Raw genomic sequence first — 15,932 nt, 5'->3', positions numbered from 1 at the left:
TCCGCTCCGGCCCGGTCAGCGCGGCAGCGCCCGCTCGATGCCGGCCCGACAGCGACAAGATCCGGTGCACCACAAGGGGAGTCCATGAGCTCGACCCGGCAGCCTCCGGCAACCGACGCCGAACCGGGCCGCGCACCTGCGGTGCTCGGCGTGGACATCGGCACCTCCAGCAGCAAGGGCGTGCTGGTGGACGCCGCCGGCCGGATCCTCGCCCGGGCGCGGCGCGACCACCGGGTCGACCGGCCGCAGCCCGGCCACGTGGAGATGGACGGCCGGACCTGGTGGCGCGAGTTCGTCGAGCTGTGCCGCGAACTGACCACCGGGGTACCGGTCGGCGCGGTCGGGGTGAGCGGGATGGGACCGTGCACGCTGCTGGCCGACGAGGCGGGCGAACCGCTGCGGCCCGCCATCCTGTACGGGGTGGACACCCGCGCGCAGCCGCAGATCGCCGAGCTGACGAAGCGGTACGGCGCCGCGGCGCTCGTCGAGCGCGCCGGCTCGGCGCTGACCAGCCAGGCGGTCGGGCCGAAGCTGCGCTGGCTGGCCGAACACGAACCGGACACGGTCGCGGCCGCGCGCCGGCTGTTCATGCCCAGCTCGTACCTGGTCTGGCGGCTCACCGGCGAGTACCTGCTGGACCACCACTCGGCGAGCCAGGCGGTCCCGCTGTACGACACCCGCGCGCACGCCTGGTGGGCGCCGGCCTGGCGCGATCTCGCGGCCGGGATCGAGCCGCCGGCGCTGCGCTGGTCGGACGAGATCGCCGGCGCGGTCACCGTCGAGGCGGCCCGGGAAACCGGTCTGCCGGCCGGGATCCCGGTGATCACCGGCACCATCGACGCCTGGGCCGAGGCGGTCAGCGTCGACGCGCACCGGCCGGGCGATCTGCTGCTGATGTACGGCACCACGATGTTCCTGATCGACACGCTGGACGACGGGGCCGAGCCGCTGACCGCGCCGCCGCTGTGGGGCACCGTCGGGGTGCACCGTGGCAGCCGCAACCTGGCCGGCGGGATGGCCACCTCCGGCGCCATCACCGGCTGGCTGCGCGACCTGGTCGGCGGCGACTTCGGCACGCTCACCGCCGCCGCGGAGGCGTCCGGGCCGGGGGCGAACGGGCTGCTGATGCTGCCGTACTTCGCCGGCGAGCGGACCCCGGTCGACGATCCGCGCGCCCGCGGCACGCTGACCGGGCTGACCCTGTCGCACACCGCCGGCGACCTGTACCGGGCGGCGCTGGAGGCGACCGCGTTCGGGGTGCGGCACAACGTCGAGGCGTTCGCCGCGGCCGGCGCCCGGATCGACCGGGTGGTGGCGGTCGGCGGCGGCGTGCAGGGCGGGCTGTGGAGCCAGCTCGTCTCCGACGTCACCGGCCTCGCCCAGCGGGTGCACACGCACACCATCGGCGCGAGCTACGGCAGCGCGTACCTTGCCGCGCGGGCCATCGGTGACGCCTCGATCCAGGCCTGGAACCCGGTCGCCGGCACCGTGACCCCGCGCGCCGAACTGCGCGCCGACTACGACGAGCTGTACCGGCTGTACCGCGAGCTGGCCGCCGGCACCGCACCGATCGCGCACGCCCTGGCCGACCGGGCCGCCCGCGCACCGGCCGACACCGCGTCGACCGACGCGGCGCCCGGCGACACCGAGCCGGGCGACACCGCGCCGGGCGGTCGGGCCGGCCGCGGCCACCGGCCGCCGGGCTGACCCGAGCGGTACCCGCCGCCCGCACCCCCTCACAGGAAGGTCCGACCATGACCCGCTACCGCTTCCCGGAGCCCGTGCCCGCACCCACCGCGGCACCGCGGACGGTGTACCTGGTCGCCAACGGCGATCTGCGGCCCGCCGCCAACGTCACCTGCTGGCCGGTGCAGCGCAGGCTGGAGGCGGACCTTGCCCGCGCGGTGTCCGCGCTGGGCTGGACGATCCACCGCGCGCACGAGGTGGACGAGGCGGCCGGGCACGGCTTCATCGACAGCCAGCGCCGCGGCATCGAGGTGTTCCGGAACGTACCGCCGGACGCCCCGCTGGTCGTCGCCGAGGCGGTGTGGCAGTACAGCCACCACCTGCTCGCCGGGCTGCGCTCGCACCGCGGCCCGATCCTGGTCGTCGCGAACTGGGACGGCGGGTTCCCGGGCCTGGTGGGGTTGCTGAACCTGACCGCGAGCCTGACCAAGGCCGGGGTGGACCACTCGTCGCTGTGGAGCGTCGACTTCACCGACGACTGGGCGGTGGCCGGCCTGAAGACCTGGCTCGACACCGGGAAGCTGGCGCACCCGACCGACCACGTCCGCGACCTGCCGGCGCTCGACGAGGCCGCCGAGGAGGTACGGCTCGGTCGGGCGCTGGCCGCGGAGCTGGTGCGGCGCAAGGCGATCGTCGGCGTCTTCGACGAGGGCTGCATGGGCATGTACAACGCGATCATCGACGACGAGCTGCTCAACCCGCTCGGCATCTACAAGGAACGGCTGTCCCAGTCGAGCCTGGTGGCCGAGATGGCCCGGGTCGGCGACGCCGAGGCGGACGCGGTGCGCGCCTGGCTGGACGAGGCGGGCCTGCGCTTCCACACCGGTACCGACGAGGCGACCGAGCTGACCGACGCGCAGGTGCACAGCCAGCTGAAGATGTACGTCGCGGCGCTGCGGATCGCCGACGACTTCGGCCTGGACGCCGTGGGCATCCAGTACCAGCAGGGGTTGAAGGACACCGTGCCGGCCAGCGACCTGGCCGAGGGGCTGCTCAACAACGTCGCCCGCCCGCCGGTGCGCAGCCGGGACGGCTCCCGCGAGCTGTACCCCGGCGTACCGCTGCCGCACTTCAACGAGGTGGACGAGGGCGTCGCGGTGGATGCGCTCGTCACCAACCGGATCTGGACCGCGATGCACCTCGACCCGGCGACCACGCTGCACGACGTGCGCTGGGGCGAGGAGTACGACGGCGAGTTCGTATGGACGTTCATGATCTCCGGCTCGGTGCCGGCGTCGCACCACGGCGGCTACGACAAGTCGTACAGCATGCGGCAGCCGCCGATGTTCTTCCCGCTCGGCGGCGGCACCCTGTCCGGCTGCAGCAAGCCCGGCGAGATCGTCTGGTCCCGGGTGTACGTGGCGGGTGGCGCGCTGCACGCCGACCTCGGCCGCGGTCACGTCGCCGCGCTGCCGGAGGCGGAGACGACCCGGCGGCTGGCGCTGACCAACCCGGAGTGGCCGATCATGCACGCGGTGCTGCACGGCGTCTCGCGCGACCAGTTCATGGCCAAGCACAAGGCCAACCACGTGCAGGTGGCGTACGCGCCGGACGCCGACACCGCCGACCGCGCGCTGACCGTCAAGGCGGCGCTGTTCGCCGAACTCGGCGTCACCGTGCACCTGTGCGGCGACGCCCCGGTCGCCGAAGCGGCGACCCGATGAGCGCCGCGCCAGCCGATCCCGGGGCCGGGCCCGCCTCGCCGGCCGACCCGTCGGGCGGGACCGCCGGCCACCGGCACGTGCCGTACGACTCGGCGCGGCGGCCGCACGTGGCGCTGCCGCTCGGCGGCATCGGTACCGGCAACGTGGCGATCTGCGCCGACGGCTCGCTGCGACAGTGGCAGCTGCACAACATCGGCAACCACGCCGGCGCGCTGCCCGGTTCGTTCTTCGCGATCCGCGCCACCTGCTGGGAGCCGCCGATCGACACGGTGCGGATCCTGCAGGCGCCGGTACGGGAGTCGACCCGCACGCCGCTGGTCACCGACGACGAGGTGGCCGACTGGCAGACCGACCTGCTGGCCCGGCATCCCGGCGTCGCGGCGGTGGAGTTCGGTGGCACGTACCCGTTCGCCCGGCTGGACTACCGCGACCCCGAGCTGCCGCTTTCCGTGTCGCTGGAGGCGTTCACCCCGCTGGTACCGGGCGACGTCGCGGCGAGTTCGATCCCGGCGGCGCTGTTCACGTTCACCCTGACCAACACCTCGCCGTACCCGGTGCACGGCACGCTCGGCGCCGCGGTGCAGAACTGCGTCGGCTGGGACGGCGTCAGCCCGATCGACGGCGTGGACGGCGCCGGGTACGGCGGCAACACCAACCGGCTGTTTCGCACCGACGGCTGGACCGGGGTGGCGCTGGAGAACCACACCCTGGCACCGGACGCGCCGGGCGCCGGCCAGCTCGTCCTCGCCGCCAACGACGCCGCGGCGAGCGCGCTCGTGCAGTGGCGGCACCCGGACGAGTTCCTGACCTTCCTGCGGTCCCGGGCGCTCGCCGACGGCACCGGCCGGTTGGCCCACACCGGCGCCGCGAACCCCGACCCGCAGCGGCACGCACCCGCCGCCGCGGTCGGCGCGAGCGCGCCCGGCCGTACCTGGAACACCGGGCTGGGCGTCGGGTTCCTGCTGGAGCCGGGGGAGCGGCGCACCATCCGGATCGCGCTGACCTGGCGCTTTCCCAACCGGTACGTGAACTTCGAGCAGTTCGGCCCGCCCCGGCCGGAGTGGGGTCTGTCGAGGTTCTGGCTCGGCAACCACTACGCCACCGTGTACCCGGACGCGGTCGCGGCGCTGGAACACGTGCGGCGCGACTGGGACACGCTACGCACCGCGTCGCTGTCCTGGCCGGCCACGCTCGCCCGCTCCAGCCTGTCCGACGACGCGGTCACCCAGTTCGCCGCGCAACTGGCCACCGTGCGCAGCCCCACCTGCTTCCGCGGCGCGGACGGCCGCTTCTACGGCTTCGAGGGCGTACTCGGCGCCTCCACCACCATGTGGTCCGGCGCCCACGGCGGGTCCTGCCCGCTCAACTGCAACCACGTGTGGAACTACGCGCAGACCCTCGCCGCGTTCTTCCCCGAACTGGAACGCGACATGCGCCGCACCGAGTTCGAGGTGATGCAGGCGCCGGCCGGGTACCTGCCGCACCGGCTGGTCGCACCCACCTACCTGCGGCAGCTGTGGGACGAGCCGATCGGCGGCCCGGACACCCCGGCGCTGGACGGCATGCTCGGCGCCGTGCTCAAGACCTACCGCGAGTACCGCGCCTTCCCGGCCGGCGAAACCGCGGCGGGCCTGGACTGGCTCCGCGGGTACTGGCCGAACCTGACCCGGCTGCTCGACCACGTCGAGAGGACCTGGCACACCGACGGATCCGGGATGCTGACCGGGATCCAGCCCAGCACCCACGACATCGACCTGTGCGGCCTGAACACCTTCATGGGTACCTACTGGCTCGCGGCGCTGCGCGCCGCCGAGACGATGGCCGGGCTGGTCGGCGACGACGGGACGGCCCGCCACTACCGCGAGCTGTTCGAGACCGGCAGCGCGGCCTACGACGCGGCGCTGTTCAACGGCGAGTACTACGAGCAGCGGCTGCTGCCCGGCGACCGGCCGGAGTTCCAGTGGGTCACCGGCTGTCTGTCCGACCAGCTGATCGGGCAGTGGTGGGCGCACCAGCTCGACCTGGGCCACCTGCTGCCCGCCGAGCACGTGCGCACCGCGCTCGCCGCGGTGGTCCGGCACAACCTGCGGCGCGGCTTCGCCGGCTTCGAGCATCCGTACCGGGTGTTCGCCGACGGCGACGACACCGGCCTGCTGGTGTGCAGCTGGCCGCGCGGCGGCCGGCCGCAGGTACCCACCCGGTACGCCGACGAGGTGTGGACCGGCACCGAGTGGCAGGTCGCCGCGCACTGCCTGACCGAGGGGCTGGCCGAGCAGGGCGAGGCGATCCTCGCCGGGCTGTGGGCGCGCTACGACGGGCGCCGGCGCAACCCGTACAACGAGGTCGAGTGCGGCGACCACTACGTGCGGTCGCTGGCGGGCTGGTCGGCCCTGCAGGCGATGAGCGGGCTGCGGCACGATAGCCTCGCCGGGGCGTTCGCCTTCCGGCGGCCCGATCCGGCCACGCCGACGCTGCCGTTCCTCACCACCGACGGGTACGGCCTGCTGTCCGCGGGCCCGGATTCGGTGTCGATCGAGTGCACCGGCGGCACCCTGCACCTGCGCGAGCTGCGGCTCACCGGTCCGCCGGACGGTGCCGGTCGGGCCGGCAGCGCGGAGCAGGCCGGTGCCGACGACCCGGCCGGTGGCACCGGGCCGGACCGCGACCGGTACGGCGTGGCGCTCGACGGGGTCGCGGTCGAGGCGACCCGGCGGAACGAACCGGACGGGGCGCGCTACACGTTCGGCGTGCCGGTGCGGCTCAGCGCCGGCAGCACGCTGACGCTGACCGGGGCGGGGCAGGCGAGGAGATGAGCGGCCGATGGTGAAGATCGTCGACGTGGCCCGCGAGGCGGGGACGTCGGTCGCCACGGTGTCGCGCGCCCTCAACAACAACGACCGGGTCGACCCGCAGCTCGCCGCGCGGGTGCGGGCCGCCGCCGAGAAGCTCGGGTACCGGCCGAACCACCTGGCCCGCAGCCTGCGCCGGCAGCGCTCCAACCTGTGGCTGCTGATCATCTCCGACATCGAGGTCTCGTTCTTCACCTCGGTGGCGCGCGGGGTGGAGGACATCGCCGTGGCGAACGGCTACTCGGTGGTGCTGTGCAACGCCGACGAGGACGAGACGAAGGAGTCGCAGTACATCCAGCTGGCCGCCGCCGAGCACGCGGCCGGCGTGATCATCTCGCCGCACAGCACCCAGACCCAGATCGACCGGCTGGCCGCCGACTCGATCCCGGTGGTGGTCATCGACCGCAGCATCGCCGCGCCGGTGGACTGGGTGATGGTCGACTCGCGGGGCGGCGCGCTCGCCGCCACCGAGCACCTGATCCGCCAGGGCTGGCAGCGGCCGGCCTGCGTGACCGGCCCCCGTTCGGCGGAGACCGCGATGCTGCGCCGCCTCGGGTACGAGGATGCGTTGCGCGCCGCCGGGATCCGGACCCGGCGGGTCGCCCACCGCAGCTTCCACCTGGACGGCGGCCGGGCCGGCGCGGCGAGCCTGCTGGACCGGGACCGGCCGCCGGACTCGTTCTTCGTCGCGAACGCCGCGCTGGCCCTGGGCGTACTGCAGGAGCTGCACGCGCGGGGGCTGCGGCCGGGCCGGGACGTGGGGCTGATCTGCTTCGACGATGCACCGTGGGCGCCGTTCATCGACCCGCCGATCTCGGTGGTCGCGCAGCCCGCGTACCGGATCGGTACCCAGGCGGCGACGCTGCTGGTGGACCGGATCGGCGGCACCGCGGACGCCGCACCGCGCCGGGTGGTGCTCGGTACCGACCTGATCCTGCGGGAGAGTTCGGTCCACCCGTGACGCACCGCGGCGCCGGCACCCTGTCGGGTGCCGGCGCCGGGTGTGGTCGTTGCTCAGACCAGGCCGAGCTTGGCGACGGCGTCGCGCTCCTCGGACAGCTCGCGCACCGAGGCGTCGATCCGGGCCCGGGAGAACTCGTCGATGTCGAGCCCCTGCACGATCTCGTACTTCCCGTCGCGGGCGACGACCGGGAAGGAGGAGATCAGGCCCTCGGGCACCCCGTACGACCCGTCCGAGACGACGCCGGCGGAGGTCCAGTCGTCGGTGCCGTGCACCCAGTCGTACACGTGGTCGACGGCGGCGTTCGCGGCCGACGCGGCGGACGACGCACCGCGCGCCTCGATGATCGCCGCGCCGCGCTTGGCGACGGTCGGGATGAAGGTCTCCTCCAGCCACGCGTGGTCGACCTGCTCGGCCGCGCTGCGCCCGTTGACCTGGGCGTGGAACAGGTCGGGGTACTGGGTGGCGGAGTGGTTGCCCCAGATCGACATCTTGCTGATGTCGGTGACCGCGACGCCGAGCTTGGTGGCGAGCTGGGACAGCGCCCGGTTGTGGTCCAGCCGGGTCATCGCGGTGAACCGCTCGGCCGGTACGTCGGGCGCGTGCTGCTGCGCGATCAGCGCGTTGGTGTTGGCCGGGTTGCCGACCACGAGCACCTTGACGTCGCTGGCGGCGCCGGCGTTGATCGCCTCGCCCTGCGGCTTGAAGATGCCGCCGTTGGCCTCCAGCAGGTCGCCGCGCTCCATGCCCTTGCTGCGCGGCCGGGCGCCGACCAGCAGCGCGACGTTCACCCCGTCGAACGCCTGCTTGGCGTTGTCGGTGATGTCGACGCCGGCGAGCAGCGGGAAGGCGCAGTCGTCGAGCTCCATCGCGGTGCCCTCGGCCGCCTTGACCGCCTGCGGGATCTCCAGCAGCCGCAGCCGTACCGGCGTGTCCGCGCCGAGCAGCTGGCCGGAGGCGATGCGGAACAGCAGGGCGTAACCGATCGCACCGGCCGCTCCGGTGACGGTCACGTTGACAGGCGCCTGCGCCATGTGTGCTCACTCCGTTCGGATGTCAAGTCCGTGTTCAGCGCGGATGCTACTCGCCCGGCAACCCGGCCGAACCGGGCCGTGCGGTCACCGTCCGGCCGGTCACCGCGGGTGCCGCCGGGGTTCCCGGCAAAGCACTTGACGTCTCATCGTTAGACATCTAACGTTATCGGCATGGGAACTCTGGACGGACACATCGCACTGGTCACCGGCAGCTCGCGGGGCATCGGCGCCGGCATCGCCGCCGAGCTCGCCCGGCAGGGCGCCGCCGTCGCGGTACACGGCAGAGATGCCGCGGCGGTCGCCGACGTGGTGACGCGGCTGCGGGAGGCGGGCGGCACCGCCCTCGGGGTCACCGGCGACGTCACCCGACTCGACGACATCGAGGCCGTCCGGGCCCGGATCGAGGCCGAGCTCGGCCCCGTGCGGATCCTGGTGGCGAACGCCGGCGGCAGCCCCACCCCGCCCGCCGTGCTGGAGGACATCACCGAGCAGGACTGGCGGGCCGGCGTGGACGCCAACCTGCTCGCCACGTTCCTGACCCTCAAGTGCTTCCTGCCCGGGATGAAGCAGCGCCGTGCGGGCAGCATCGTCACCGTCTCGTCGGCCGCCGGTCGGCGGGCCCACCCGCGCTCACCGATGGCGTACGCCGCGGCCAAGGCCGGCATCGGGCTGCTCACCCAGCAGGTCGCCGCCCAGGCCGGGCCGTACCGGATCCGCGCCAACTGCGTCGCCCCGGAGACGATCATGACCGAGCGCAACCACCGGATGATCCCCGCCGAGCAGGTCGAGATGCTGACCGAGTCGCATCCGCTGCGCCGGCTCGGCACCCCGGACGACGTGGCCCGGGCGGTCGCCTTCCTGGTCGCCGACAGCGCGGACTGGATCACCGGTACGGTGCTGGACGTCGCGGGCGGCGCGGTCCTGGTGTGACCCGCTCGCCCGGGGCGGGCGGGCAACGCCGGCGGGCGACTGGCCGGCGCCGCCCGCCTGCGGTGGTTCCCCCGATGGTCAGAGCGGCTCGGCGAGCACGTCGTTGAGGTCGTAGCGCGCCGGCTCGTCGAGCTGCTCGTACGTGCAGGAGCGCGGGTCGCGGTCCGGACGCCACCGGACGAACTGGGCGGTGTGCCGGAACCGGACCCCCTCCATGTGCTCGTAGCGCACCTCCACCACCCGTTCCGGCCGCAGCGGGACGAACGTCAGGTCCTTGCCGCCCGACCACCGGCTGCCCTCGGCGTTGCGCGGGGTGCGGGTGCCCTCCTCCTGCTTCGCCCAGGCCCACGGGTGGTCGTCGAAGTCGGTCACCAGCGGCTGCAGCTCGGTGAACAGCTCCGCCCGCCGCGCCATCGGGAACGCGCCGATCACTCCGACGCTCGCCAGCTCACCGGCGTCGTCGTACAGGCCGAGTAGCAGCGAGCCGATCCGGTCCGGGCCGGACTTGTGCAGCCGGTACCCGGCCACGACGCAGTCCGCGGTCCGCTCGTGCTTGATCTTGAACATGGTCCGCTTGTCCGGTTCGTACCGGCCGGCCAGCGGCTTGGCCACCACGCCGTCCAGTCCGGCGCCCTCGAACTGGTCGAACCAGCGTCGCGCCACCGCCGGCTCGGTGGTGGCGGCGGTGACGTGGATCGGCGCCCGGGCGCCGGCCAGCGCCTCCCGCAGCGCGGCACGCCGCTGCTCGAACGGCCGGTCGGTGTGGTCGGTGTCGCCGAGCGCGAGCAGGTCGAACGCGACGAACCGGGCCGGGGTGGTCTCGGACAGCATCGTCACCCGGCTCTTGGCCGGGTGGATCCGCTGCTGCAGCGCGTCGAAGTCGAGCCGGTCACCGCTCGCGGCGACCAGGATGATCTCCCCGTCGATCACGCAGCGCTCCGGCAACTGCTCCAGCGCGGCGGCGACGAGCTCCGGGAAGTACCTCGTCATCGGGCGTTCATTGCGGCTGCCGATCTCCACCTCGGCGCCGTCCCGGAAGAAGATCGACCGGAACCCGTCCCACTTCGGCTCGTAGCACAGCTCGCCCTCCGGGATCTGCTTGACGGACTTCGCCAGCATCGGCGCCACCGGGGGCATCACAGGCAGTCGCATGGCGCCATTGTTCCCCGCTCGCGGCAACCGTCGTGCGCTTCGCGCCGATCCGGCGCGCCGTCCGGCGGCCGGACCGGTCCGACCACGCCACGGCGGTCGGTCGCAACCTCGTCGCGCGGCGCGTCGTTGTGCCTGCCGGGGGCCCAGCGCCGCGCGACGCCGCGGCCGTACGGGCCGGTCGGTGCGAGGCGGGGAAGGGGCCGCGGGTGGCCGAGTTCGAGCCGGTGAACGACCTGGAACGGCAGATGCGGGAGGCGCTCGCCGCCGGCGACCAGGAGCAGTACCTGCGGCTGCTGTCCGGCGCCGAGTTGGTGTTGCCGGTCGGCGACGACGACCGGACGGTGTGGCCGACGATGGTCGCGGACGACCGCACGTTCGTCGCGGCGTACACCTCGTCGGCGGCGATGGCGGTGTCCACCGTCGGCCAGTACGAGCAGGGGCGGCCGGTGCGGTTCCGCGACCTGGTCGACCAGTGGCCCGACCCGGGGTGGTCGCTGGTGGTCGATCCGGGGCTGGTGCTCGCGGCGCACCTGCCGGCGAGCCTGATCCGGCAGATCGCCGGCGGGGAGTTCGGCGTCACCGAGCCCGAGCCGCCCGCCGACGAGCCGGACCACGATCCGTGGTCGCCGGCGGCGGCGCGCGACTGGCCGCCGGACGCCGAGCCGGCCCCGGACGAGTTCGACGAGGCGACGGTGCCGACCGTGATGCAGAAGGCGGTGCCGCCCAACCAGGTCCGGTTCTACCTGGACAAGGGGTACGACTGGGTGGCCGGCTACGTGCACCGGTGGCAGGACACCGCCGAGCTGGAGACCGTCCCCGACATCGTGCGCAACCTGGGGCTGGGGTACCCGGGTTCGCCGTTCGCGGTGACCGACGACGCGCTGTTCCTGCTGCGCTGGACCGCCTACCGGGCCGAGCTGTACCGCCCGCCGCTCGGTGCGACCGACGACGACCGGCTCGCCGAGGTACCGGGTGGCTGGGTGGTGGAGCATCCGCCGTTCGCCGGCGACGGGCAGGTCGCCGGGTCCCGGCTGGCCATCCCCGAGTTCAAGATCCACAGCATGCGGCTGCCGCACCAGGCGGAGATGTGGCGCATCGACGCCGCCGGCGAGCACACGTTCGTCGCGGTGTACGACGCGGACGAGCGGCGCTGGCTGGTCAACCGTGAACTGGTGGGGGAGCAGTGATCCGGGACGGCTACTACGCCCGCTGGCAGGGCGACGAGTTCGACGCCGCGCCGAGCAGCGCCGGCGCCCACCTGTACTCCGAGCGCGCCGACCGGGTCGGGTTCGAGGCCATCACCGCCGGCCGGTACCGCCGGGTCGTGCCGTTCTCCGACCTCGACGAGTTCGGCTACGTGATCACCACCGGCAGCTACCGCAACGAGCCGGTCAAGGTGCTGGCCGAGCACGAGCAGTGGCTGCGCATCGAGTACACCGGCGGCCGGGCGCCGCAGGCCGAACGGCTCGGCCTGGACCGGTTCGACCGGGGCGTGTACCAGTCCTGGGTACCCCGCGACGAGGTCGCCGACCTGCACGAGGAACACCTCTGAGCGGTCGGCGGTCACCCCGGCGGGCGCTGCCGGGATCCGGCGTCGGGAGCTGGTAGAACCGTCCTGGCCGGTTCTACCGGCCGCCGGCTCCCCGACGACCAGGAGATCGCATGCCGCACCCGACCAGCGACGTGCGGGCCTTCGCGGCCCGCGTGGGCGACGCAGACCTCGACGACCTGCGCGCGCGACTGGCCGCGGCGCGGCTGCCGGAGGCCGAGACGGTCCGGCGCGGCGCGACCGGCCGGGAGCGCTGGGGGCAGGGCGTGCCGCTCGCCGACCTCGCCGAGGTCGTGGACCACTGGCGCACCCGGTACGACTGGCGGTCGTTCGAGGCGCGCCTCGACCGGCTCGGCCAGTTCCGTACCACCGTCGACGGCCTGGGAATCCACTTCCTGCACCGCCGATCCACGCGGGCCGGCGCCACTCCGCTGATCATGACGCACGGCTGGCCCGGCAGCGTCGCCGAGTTCGTCGACGTCGTCGACGAGCTCGCCGATCCCCGGGATCCGGGCGCGCCGGCGTTCCACGTCGTGGTCCCGTCGTTGCCGGGCTTCGGCTTCAGCGACAAGCCGGCCACCACCGGGTGGGGGATCGGCGCGATCGCGGCCGCGTGGGTGGAGCTGATGGCACGGCTCGGCTACGGCGAGTTCGTGGCCCACGGCGGAGACTGGGGCGGGGTGATCACCACGGTCCTCGGCGGCAGGTTCCCGGCGCAGGTCCTCGGCATCCACACGGTGACCGCGCAGGCGCCGCCGGGGCTGACCATGGACGGGCTGACGGCGACCGAGCGCGCCTGGGCGCAGCAGACCCAGGACTTCTGGGGCGGCCCTCGCGCCGCGTACGCGAAGCAGCAGGCGAGCCGGCCGCAGACCATCGGCTACGGGCTCGTCGACTCACCGGTCGGGCTGCTCGCCTGGATCCTCGACAAGTTCGCCGAGTGGACCGACACCGAGGACAGCCCGTTCGAGGCGATCCCCGTCGACCGCGTTCTGGACGACGTCACCCTGTACTGGCTGACGAGGACCGGCGCGTCGGCGGCCCGGATCTACGCCGAGAGCCACGGCGGCGTGAACGCGCTCGACCCCGAGCTCCGGGTCGAGGTCCCGGCCGCCGTCACCGTCTACCCCCGCGACATCGAGAAGTGCCCCCGCCGGTGGGCGGAGCAGCGGTACCGGCAGATCGTCCGATGGGAGCTGGCGGACGCCGGCGGGCACTTCCCGTCGCTGGAGGTTCCCGAGTACTTCGTCCGGGACCTGCGGGCGGGACTCACGGCGGTGCTGGCCGCTCGCCGGTGACCGTGCCGTCGCGGCCATGGGGGCGGTTCAGAACCGGGCGAAGGACCGCAGCGGCGCTCGCGGGGCGCGGCGCGGCTCCTGCACCCCGGCGTGCACCACCAGCCGGATCACCCGGGCCCGGTGCCCACCGAACGGGGCGAGCAGCTCCAGCATTCGCTGGTCGGTGCCGCGGTGCTCGCCGGCCAGCGCGTACGCCACCTGGTGCGGCACGTGGTAGTCGCCGACGCTGACCGCGTCCGGGTCGCCGTACGCCACCGCCGCCACCTCGGCGGCGGTCCACGGACCGACCCCGGGGCGGGTCATCAGCAGCGTGCGGGCCCGCTCCGGCGGCTCGTGCACGGTGCGCTCCAGCCGGTCGGCGACGACGGCAAGCCGGCGCAGCGTGTCGGCCCGGCGCTGCTCGATCCCGAGCGGGTGGAAGGCCCAGTACGGTGCGGTCGCGATCGTCTCGGCGGCCGGCGGCAGCAGCAGCCCCACCGGCCCCGGCCCCAGTCCCGGCGCCGACCCGGGCGCCGGCTCGCCGAACCGCCGGACCAGCGCCGCGTACGAGCGGGTCGCCTCGACGGTGGTCACCTTCTGCGCCAGCACGACCCGGACCAGCTCGTCGAACACCCGCTCGGTCCGGGCCAGCCGCAGCCCCGGCATCCCGTCCGCGAGCACCGCGACCACCGGATGCTGCCGGGCCAGCGGCAGGAAGCCGGTCGGATCGTCGCGCAGCCCGGCCAGCGCGTCCGCGCGCTCCAGCAGCCAGCCGGCACCGGGCCCGTACCCGGTCGCCGTCACCACCTCCTGCCGGTACGACAGGTGCACGGTGCCCGGCCCGTCCGGCGTGCGGCTCGCCTTCCACAGCTCACCGCGGCCCAGCCGGGTGGTGGGATCGTGCCGCCCGGTGCGCAGCACGGCGACGGTGCGACCGAAGTCGTACCGCGCGGGGGCGGCGAGCGCCCGCTGGGCCGCGGTCACGCCGTCGTCCTCGCCGGTACGGCGCCCGCCTCCGCCGGCGGCGTCGCTGCCGACGTGCTGGCGGTCGAGGTGCGCGCGGCCGCCGTGCGCAGGCCGCGCAGCAGCAGCCGGGAGTCGCCGAGCAGACCGCGCAGCCGGCGCTCCAGCCCGGCGATCGGCACCAGGTTCTGCGGCGCCCGCGGGTCCTTGTACGGGGTGGAGGCGAACCGGGGCAGCGTCACCGCGGACAGGTCCGCCCACCCGATCGCGTCCGGCAGCGACCAGTCGGCCGGGCACTCCAGCCGGACGATGCCTGACCACGGTGAGCCGATCGGCGCCGACCGGGTCGGGGGCGTCGAGGTCGCGCCGGCCGGCAGCCGCAGGTACCAGGAGTAGCGGTGCCATTGGCCGCCGAGCAGGAACAGCGGGGTGCGCTGGCCCGGCGCGAGTGCGGTGACCACCCGGGTCAGGTCGCCGTCGAGGTACTGCTTGTGGTGCGTCTTGGCGTAGCCGAGCGTGCGCGGCATGCCGGTGCGGCCGCGCAGCGGGCCGTCCACCACGAGCAGGTCGTCCTTGCTGCCGGCCTCGGCCCGGACCCGCTGGGAGACCTGCACCTCCAGCTCGTACAGCCGGCGCTGCAGCTCGGCGTCGACCTGGCTCGGGTCGTCGCCGACGACCCGGTGCGGTACGTACACCGCGCGGTCGTGCGCGCGCAGCGGCGCCACCGACGGGCCCGGTGCGAACAGCCCGTGCGTCACCGCCGACAGCGCCAGCTCGGCCGCGCCGCCGGCGAGGTCGCAGCGCACCGCGCCGGCCGCGTACGAGGCGCAGACGCCCGGGCGGGCCACGCCCTCGTCGTCCTCCACCCAGACCCGCGCGTCGATCCGACGCACCCCGTCGACCAGCAGCACGGTGTGCGGGGAGCGGACCGCACCGGGTGGCGTCAGCGGCGCCCAGGCGCCGGTCGGTCGCTCCACCGCGGCGTCGACCGGCGCGCTGCTGGCCGCCGCCGGGCCGGCCGCGCCCCCGGCATCCGCCTCGAAGGACCGCCCGTACGACGGATCCCAGGCGTCGACGTGCACCCTCACCGCAAGCCCCCCGCGTCGCAGTCACCACGTCGCCCGACACCCATCATGCGCTCGCTCACGCGCTCTCCCGGGTGACGTGCGCGCCGCGGGCGTCCTTGCGCACCACGAACCGGACCGGGATCCGCTCGGCCAGCTCGGCCACGTGGGTGACCAGGCCGACCATCCGGTCGCCGTGCGCGGCCAGGTTCTCCAGCGTCGCCGCGACGGTGTCGAGGGTGCCCGGGTCGAGGGTGCCGAACCCCTCGTCCAGCATGATCGACTCCAGGCTGGTCGCGGTGGTGGACAGCCCGGCGAGCTGCTCGGACAGCGCCAGCGCGAGCGCCAGCGACGCCTGGAACGTCTCCCCGCCGGACAGCGTGCGCACCGCCCGGCGCAGCTCCGCGTCGTGATGGTCGACGACGAAGAACTCCCCGCCGTCGTAGGCCAGCGAGTACTGCCCGGCGGACAGCTCGCGCAGGATCGTCGAGGCGCCGTCGACCAGCAGGTCCATCGCCTCGGTCAGCAGCCAGCGCTGGAACCGGTCCGCGGCGAGGTGCCCGGCGAGCGCCCGCGCCACCTCGGCGGACCGGACGTGCTCGGCCCGCCGGGCCCGCAGCGCCGCCGACTGCTCGCCCCGCTCGGCCGCGCGCCGGTGCTCGGCCTCGGCCTGCTGCACCGCCAGCGCCGTCACCAGCTGGTACGCGGCGGCGTCGGCGCCCTGCTCGCCCGGGCCGGCGACC

13 protein-coding genes are annotated in these 15,932 nt (G+C 74.4%); 8 read left to right on the top strand and 5 right to left on the bottom strand.

From position 1 onward, the window contains the following. The first annotated feature begins 84 nt into the window (after window positions 1-84). Genes NUM_RS11355 through NUM_RS11340 form a run of 4 tightly spaced genes read left to right on the top strand, consistent with a single transcriptional unit; the run spans window position 85 to window position 7,220 of the window. Window positions 85-1,707 (top strand): FGGY-family carbohydrate kinase, encoded by a 1,623-nt coding sequence (locus tag NUM_RS11355; protein ID WP_207124773.1) that lies wholly within the window; start codon window positions 85-87, stop codon window positions 1,705-1,707. A 47-nt stretch (window positions 1,708-1,754) separates the two neighbouring features. After that, entirely contained in the window at window positions 1,755-3,410 is a 1,656-nt protein-coding gene (locus tag NUM_RS11350) for a fucose isomerase (protein ID WP_207124772.1), read from the top strand. Further along, on the top strand, window positions 3,407-6,223 hold the full coding sequence (locus NUM_RS11345) for a GH116 family glycosyl-hydrolase (RefSeq protein ID WP_207124771.1): 2,817 nt from the start codon (window positions 3,407-3,409) through the stop codon (window positions 6,221-6,223). Before NUM_RS11350 ends, NUM_RS11345 begins: the two co-directional genes overlap by 4 nt. 7 nt (window positions 6,224-6,230) lie before the next feature. Further along, the gene (locus NUM_RS11340) at window positions 6,231-7,220 is read left to right on the top strand and encodes a LacI family DNA-binding transcriptional regulator (protein ID WP_207124770.1); all 990 of its coding nucleotides are present in this window, start codon (window positions 6,231-6,233) and stop codon (window positions 7,218-7,220) included. Window positions 7,221-7,273: 53 nt separating this feature from the next. Here NUM_RS11340 and NUM_RS11335 read toward each other — a convergent pair whose 3' ends face one another. Beyond that, window positions 7,274-8,254: a malate dehydrogenase gene (locus NUM_RS11335; protein ID WP_207124769.1), complete on the bottom strand. Its 981-nt coding sequence runs from the start codon at window positions 8,252-8,254 to the stop codon at window positions 7,274-7,276. 171 nt (window positions 8,255-8,425) lie between these two features. Here NUM_RS11335 and NUM_RS11330 point away from each other — a divergent pair, with 171 nt between their 5' ends. Then, a complete protein-coding gene (locus NUM_RS11330) occupies window positions 8,426-9,184 on the top strand; it encodes an SDR family NAD(P)-dependent oxidoreductase (RefSeq protein WP_207124768.1) in 759 nt (252 codons plus the stop codon). Between the two features lie 78 nt (window positions 9,185-9,262). Here the strand turns inward: NUM_RS11330 and NUM_RS11325 are convergent, their stop codons facing one another. Beyond that, window positions 9,263-10,336 carry an ATP-dependent DNA ligase gene (locus tag NUM_RS11325; protein WP_207124767.1) on the bottom strand — a complete coding sequence of 358 codons (1,074 nt, stop codon included), beginning with the start codon at window positions 10,334-10,336 and terminating at the stop codon, window positions 9,263-9,265. A 206-nt stretch (window positions 10,337-10,542) separates the two neighbouring features. On the opposite strand from NUM_RS11325, the gene NUM_RS11320 reads away from it, so the two are divergent. The 3 genes from NUM_RS11320 to NUM_RS11310 all read left to right on the top strand — a co-directional run bounded on the left by NUM_RS11320 (window position 10,543) and on the right by NUM_RS11310 (window position 13,183). After that, window positions 10,543-11,523 (top strand): SseB family protein, encoded by a 981-nt coding sequence (locus NUM_RS11320; RefSeq protein ID WP_207124766.1) that lies wholly within the window; start codon window positions 10,543-10,545, stop codon window positions 11,521-11,523. Continuing rightward, window positions 11,520-11,888: a hypothetical protein gene (locus NUM_RS11315; RefSeq protein ID WP_207124765.1), complete on the top strand. Its 369-nt coding sequence runs from the start codon at window positions 11,520-11,522 to the stop codon at window positions 11,886-11,888. Before NUM_RS11320 ends, NUM_RS11315 begins: the two co-directional genes overlap by 4 nt. 110 nt (window positions 11,889-11,998) lie before the next feature. Beyond that, window positions 11,999-13,183 (top strand): epoxide hydrolase family protein, encoded by a 1,185-nt coding sequence (locus NUM_RS11310; RefSeq protein WP_207124764.1) that lies wholly within the window; start codon window positions 11,999-12,001, stop codon window positions 13,181-13,183. Window positions 13,184-13,210: 27 nt separating this feature from the next. Here the strand turns inward: NUM_RS11310 and NUM_RS11305 are convergent, their stop codons facing one another. From NUM_RS11305 to NUM_RS11295, 3 genes are all read right to left on the bottom strand, one after another. Further along, entirely contained in the window at window positions 13,211-14,146 is a 936-nt protein-coding gene (locus tag NUM_RS11305) for a DNA-3-methyladenine glycosylase family protein (protein WP_207124763.1), read from the bottom strand. Next, entirely contained in the window at window positions 14,143-15,213 is a 1,071-nt protein-coding gene (locus tag NUM_RS11300) for a hypothetical protein (RefSeq protein ID WP_207124762.1), read from the bottom strand. Before NUM_RS11300 ends, NUM_RS11305 begins: the two co-directional genes overlap by 4 nt. 55 nt (window positions 15,214-15,268) lie before the next feature. Next, a partial coding sequence (locus NUM_RS11295; RefSeq protein WP_308440565.1) for an SbcC/MukB-like Walker B domain-containing protein occupies window positions 15,269-15,932 on the bottom strand: 664 nt, incomplete at its 5' end.

This window comes from Actinocatenispora comari (genome assembly GCF_017312725.1).
GTDB lineage: Bacteria > Actinomycetota > Actinomycetes > Mycobacteriales > Micromonosporaceae > Actinocatenispora > Actinocatenispora comari.
This window is presented reverse-complemented; position numbering and strand designations above follow the sequence as displayed.

Coding starts and splice junctions, on each gene's coding strand:
- NUM_RS11350 (WP_207124772.1), top strand. CDS start 1,755: ATGACCCGCTACCGCTTCCCGGAGCCCGTGCCCGCACCCACCGCGGCA.
- NUM_RS11310 (WP_207124764.1), top strand. CDS start 11,999: ATGCCGCACCCGACCAGCGACGTGCGGGCCTTCGCGGCCCGCGTGGGC.
- NUM_RS11345 (WP_207124771.1), top strand. CDS start 3,407: ATGAGCGCCGCGCCAGCCGATCCCGGGGCCGGGCCCGCCTCGCCGGCC.
- NUM_RS11340 (WP_207124770.1), top strand. CDS start 6,231: ATGGTGAAGATCGTCGACGTGGCCCGCGAGGCGGGGACGTCGGTCGCC.
- NUM_RS11335 (WP_207124769.1), bottom strand. CDS start 8,254: ATGGCGCAGGCGCCTGTCAACGTGACCGTCACCGGAGCGGCCGGTGCG.
- NUM_RS11355 (WP_207124773.1), top strand. CDS start 85: ATGAGCTCGACCCGGCAGCCTCCGGCAACCGACGCCGAACCGGGCCGC.
- NUM_RS11330 (WP_207124768.1), top strand. CDS start 8,426: ATGGGAACTCTGGACGGACACATCGCACTGGTCACCGGCAGCTCGCGG.
- NUM_RS11325 (WP_207124767.1), bottom strand. CDS start 10,336: ATGCGACTGCCTGTGATGCCCCCGGTGGCGCCGATGCTGGCGAAGTCC.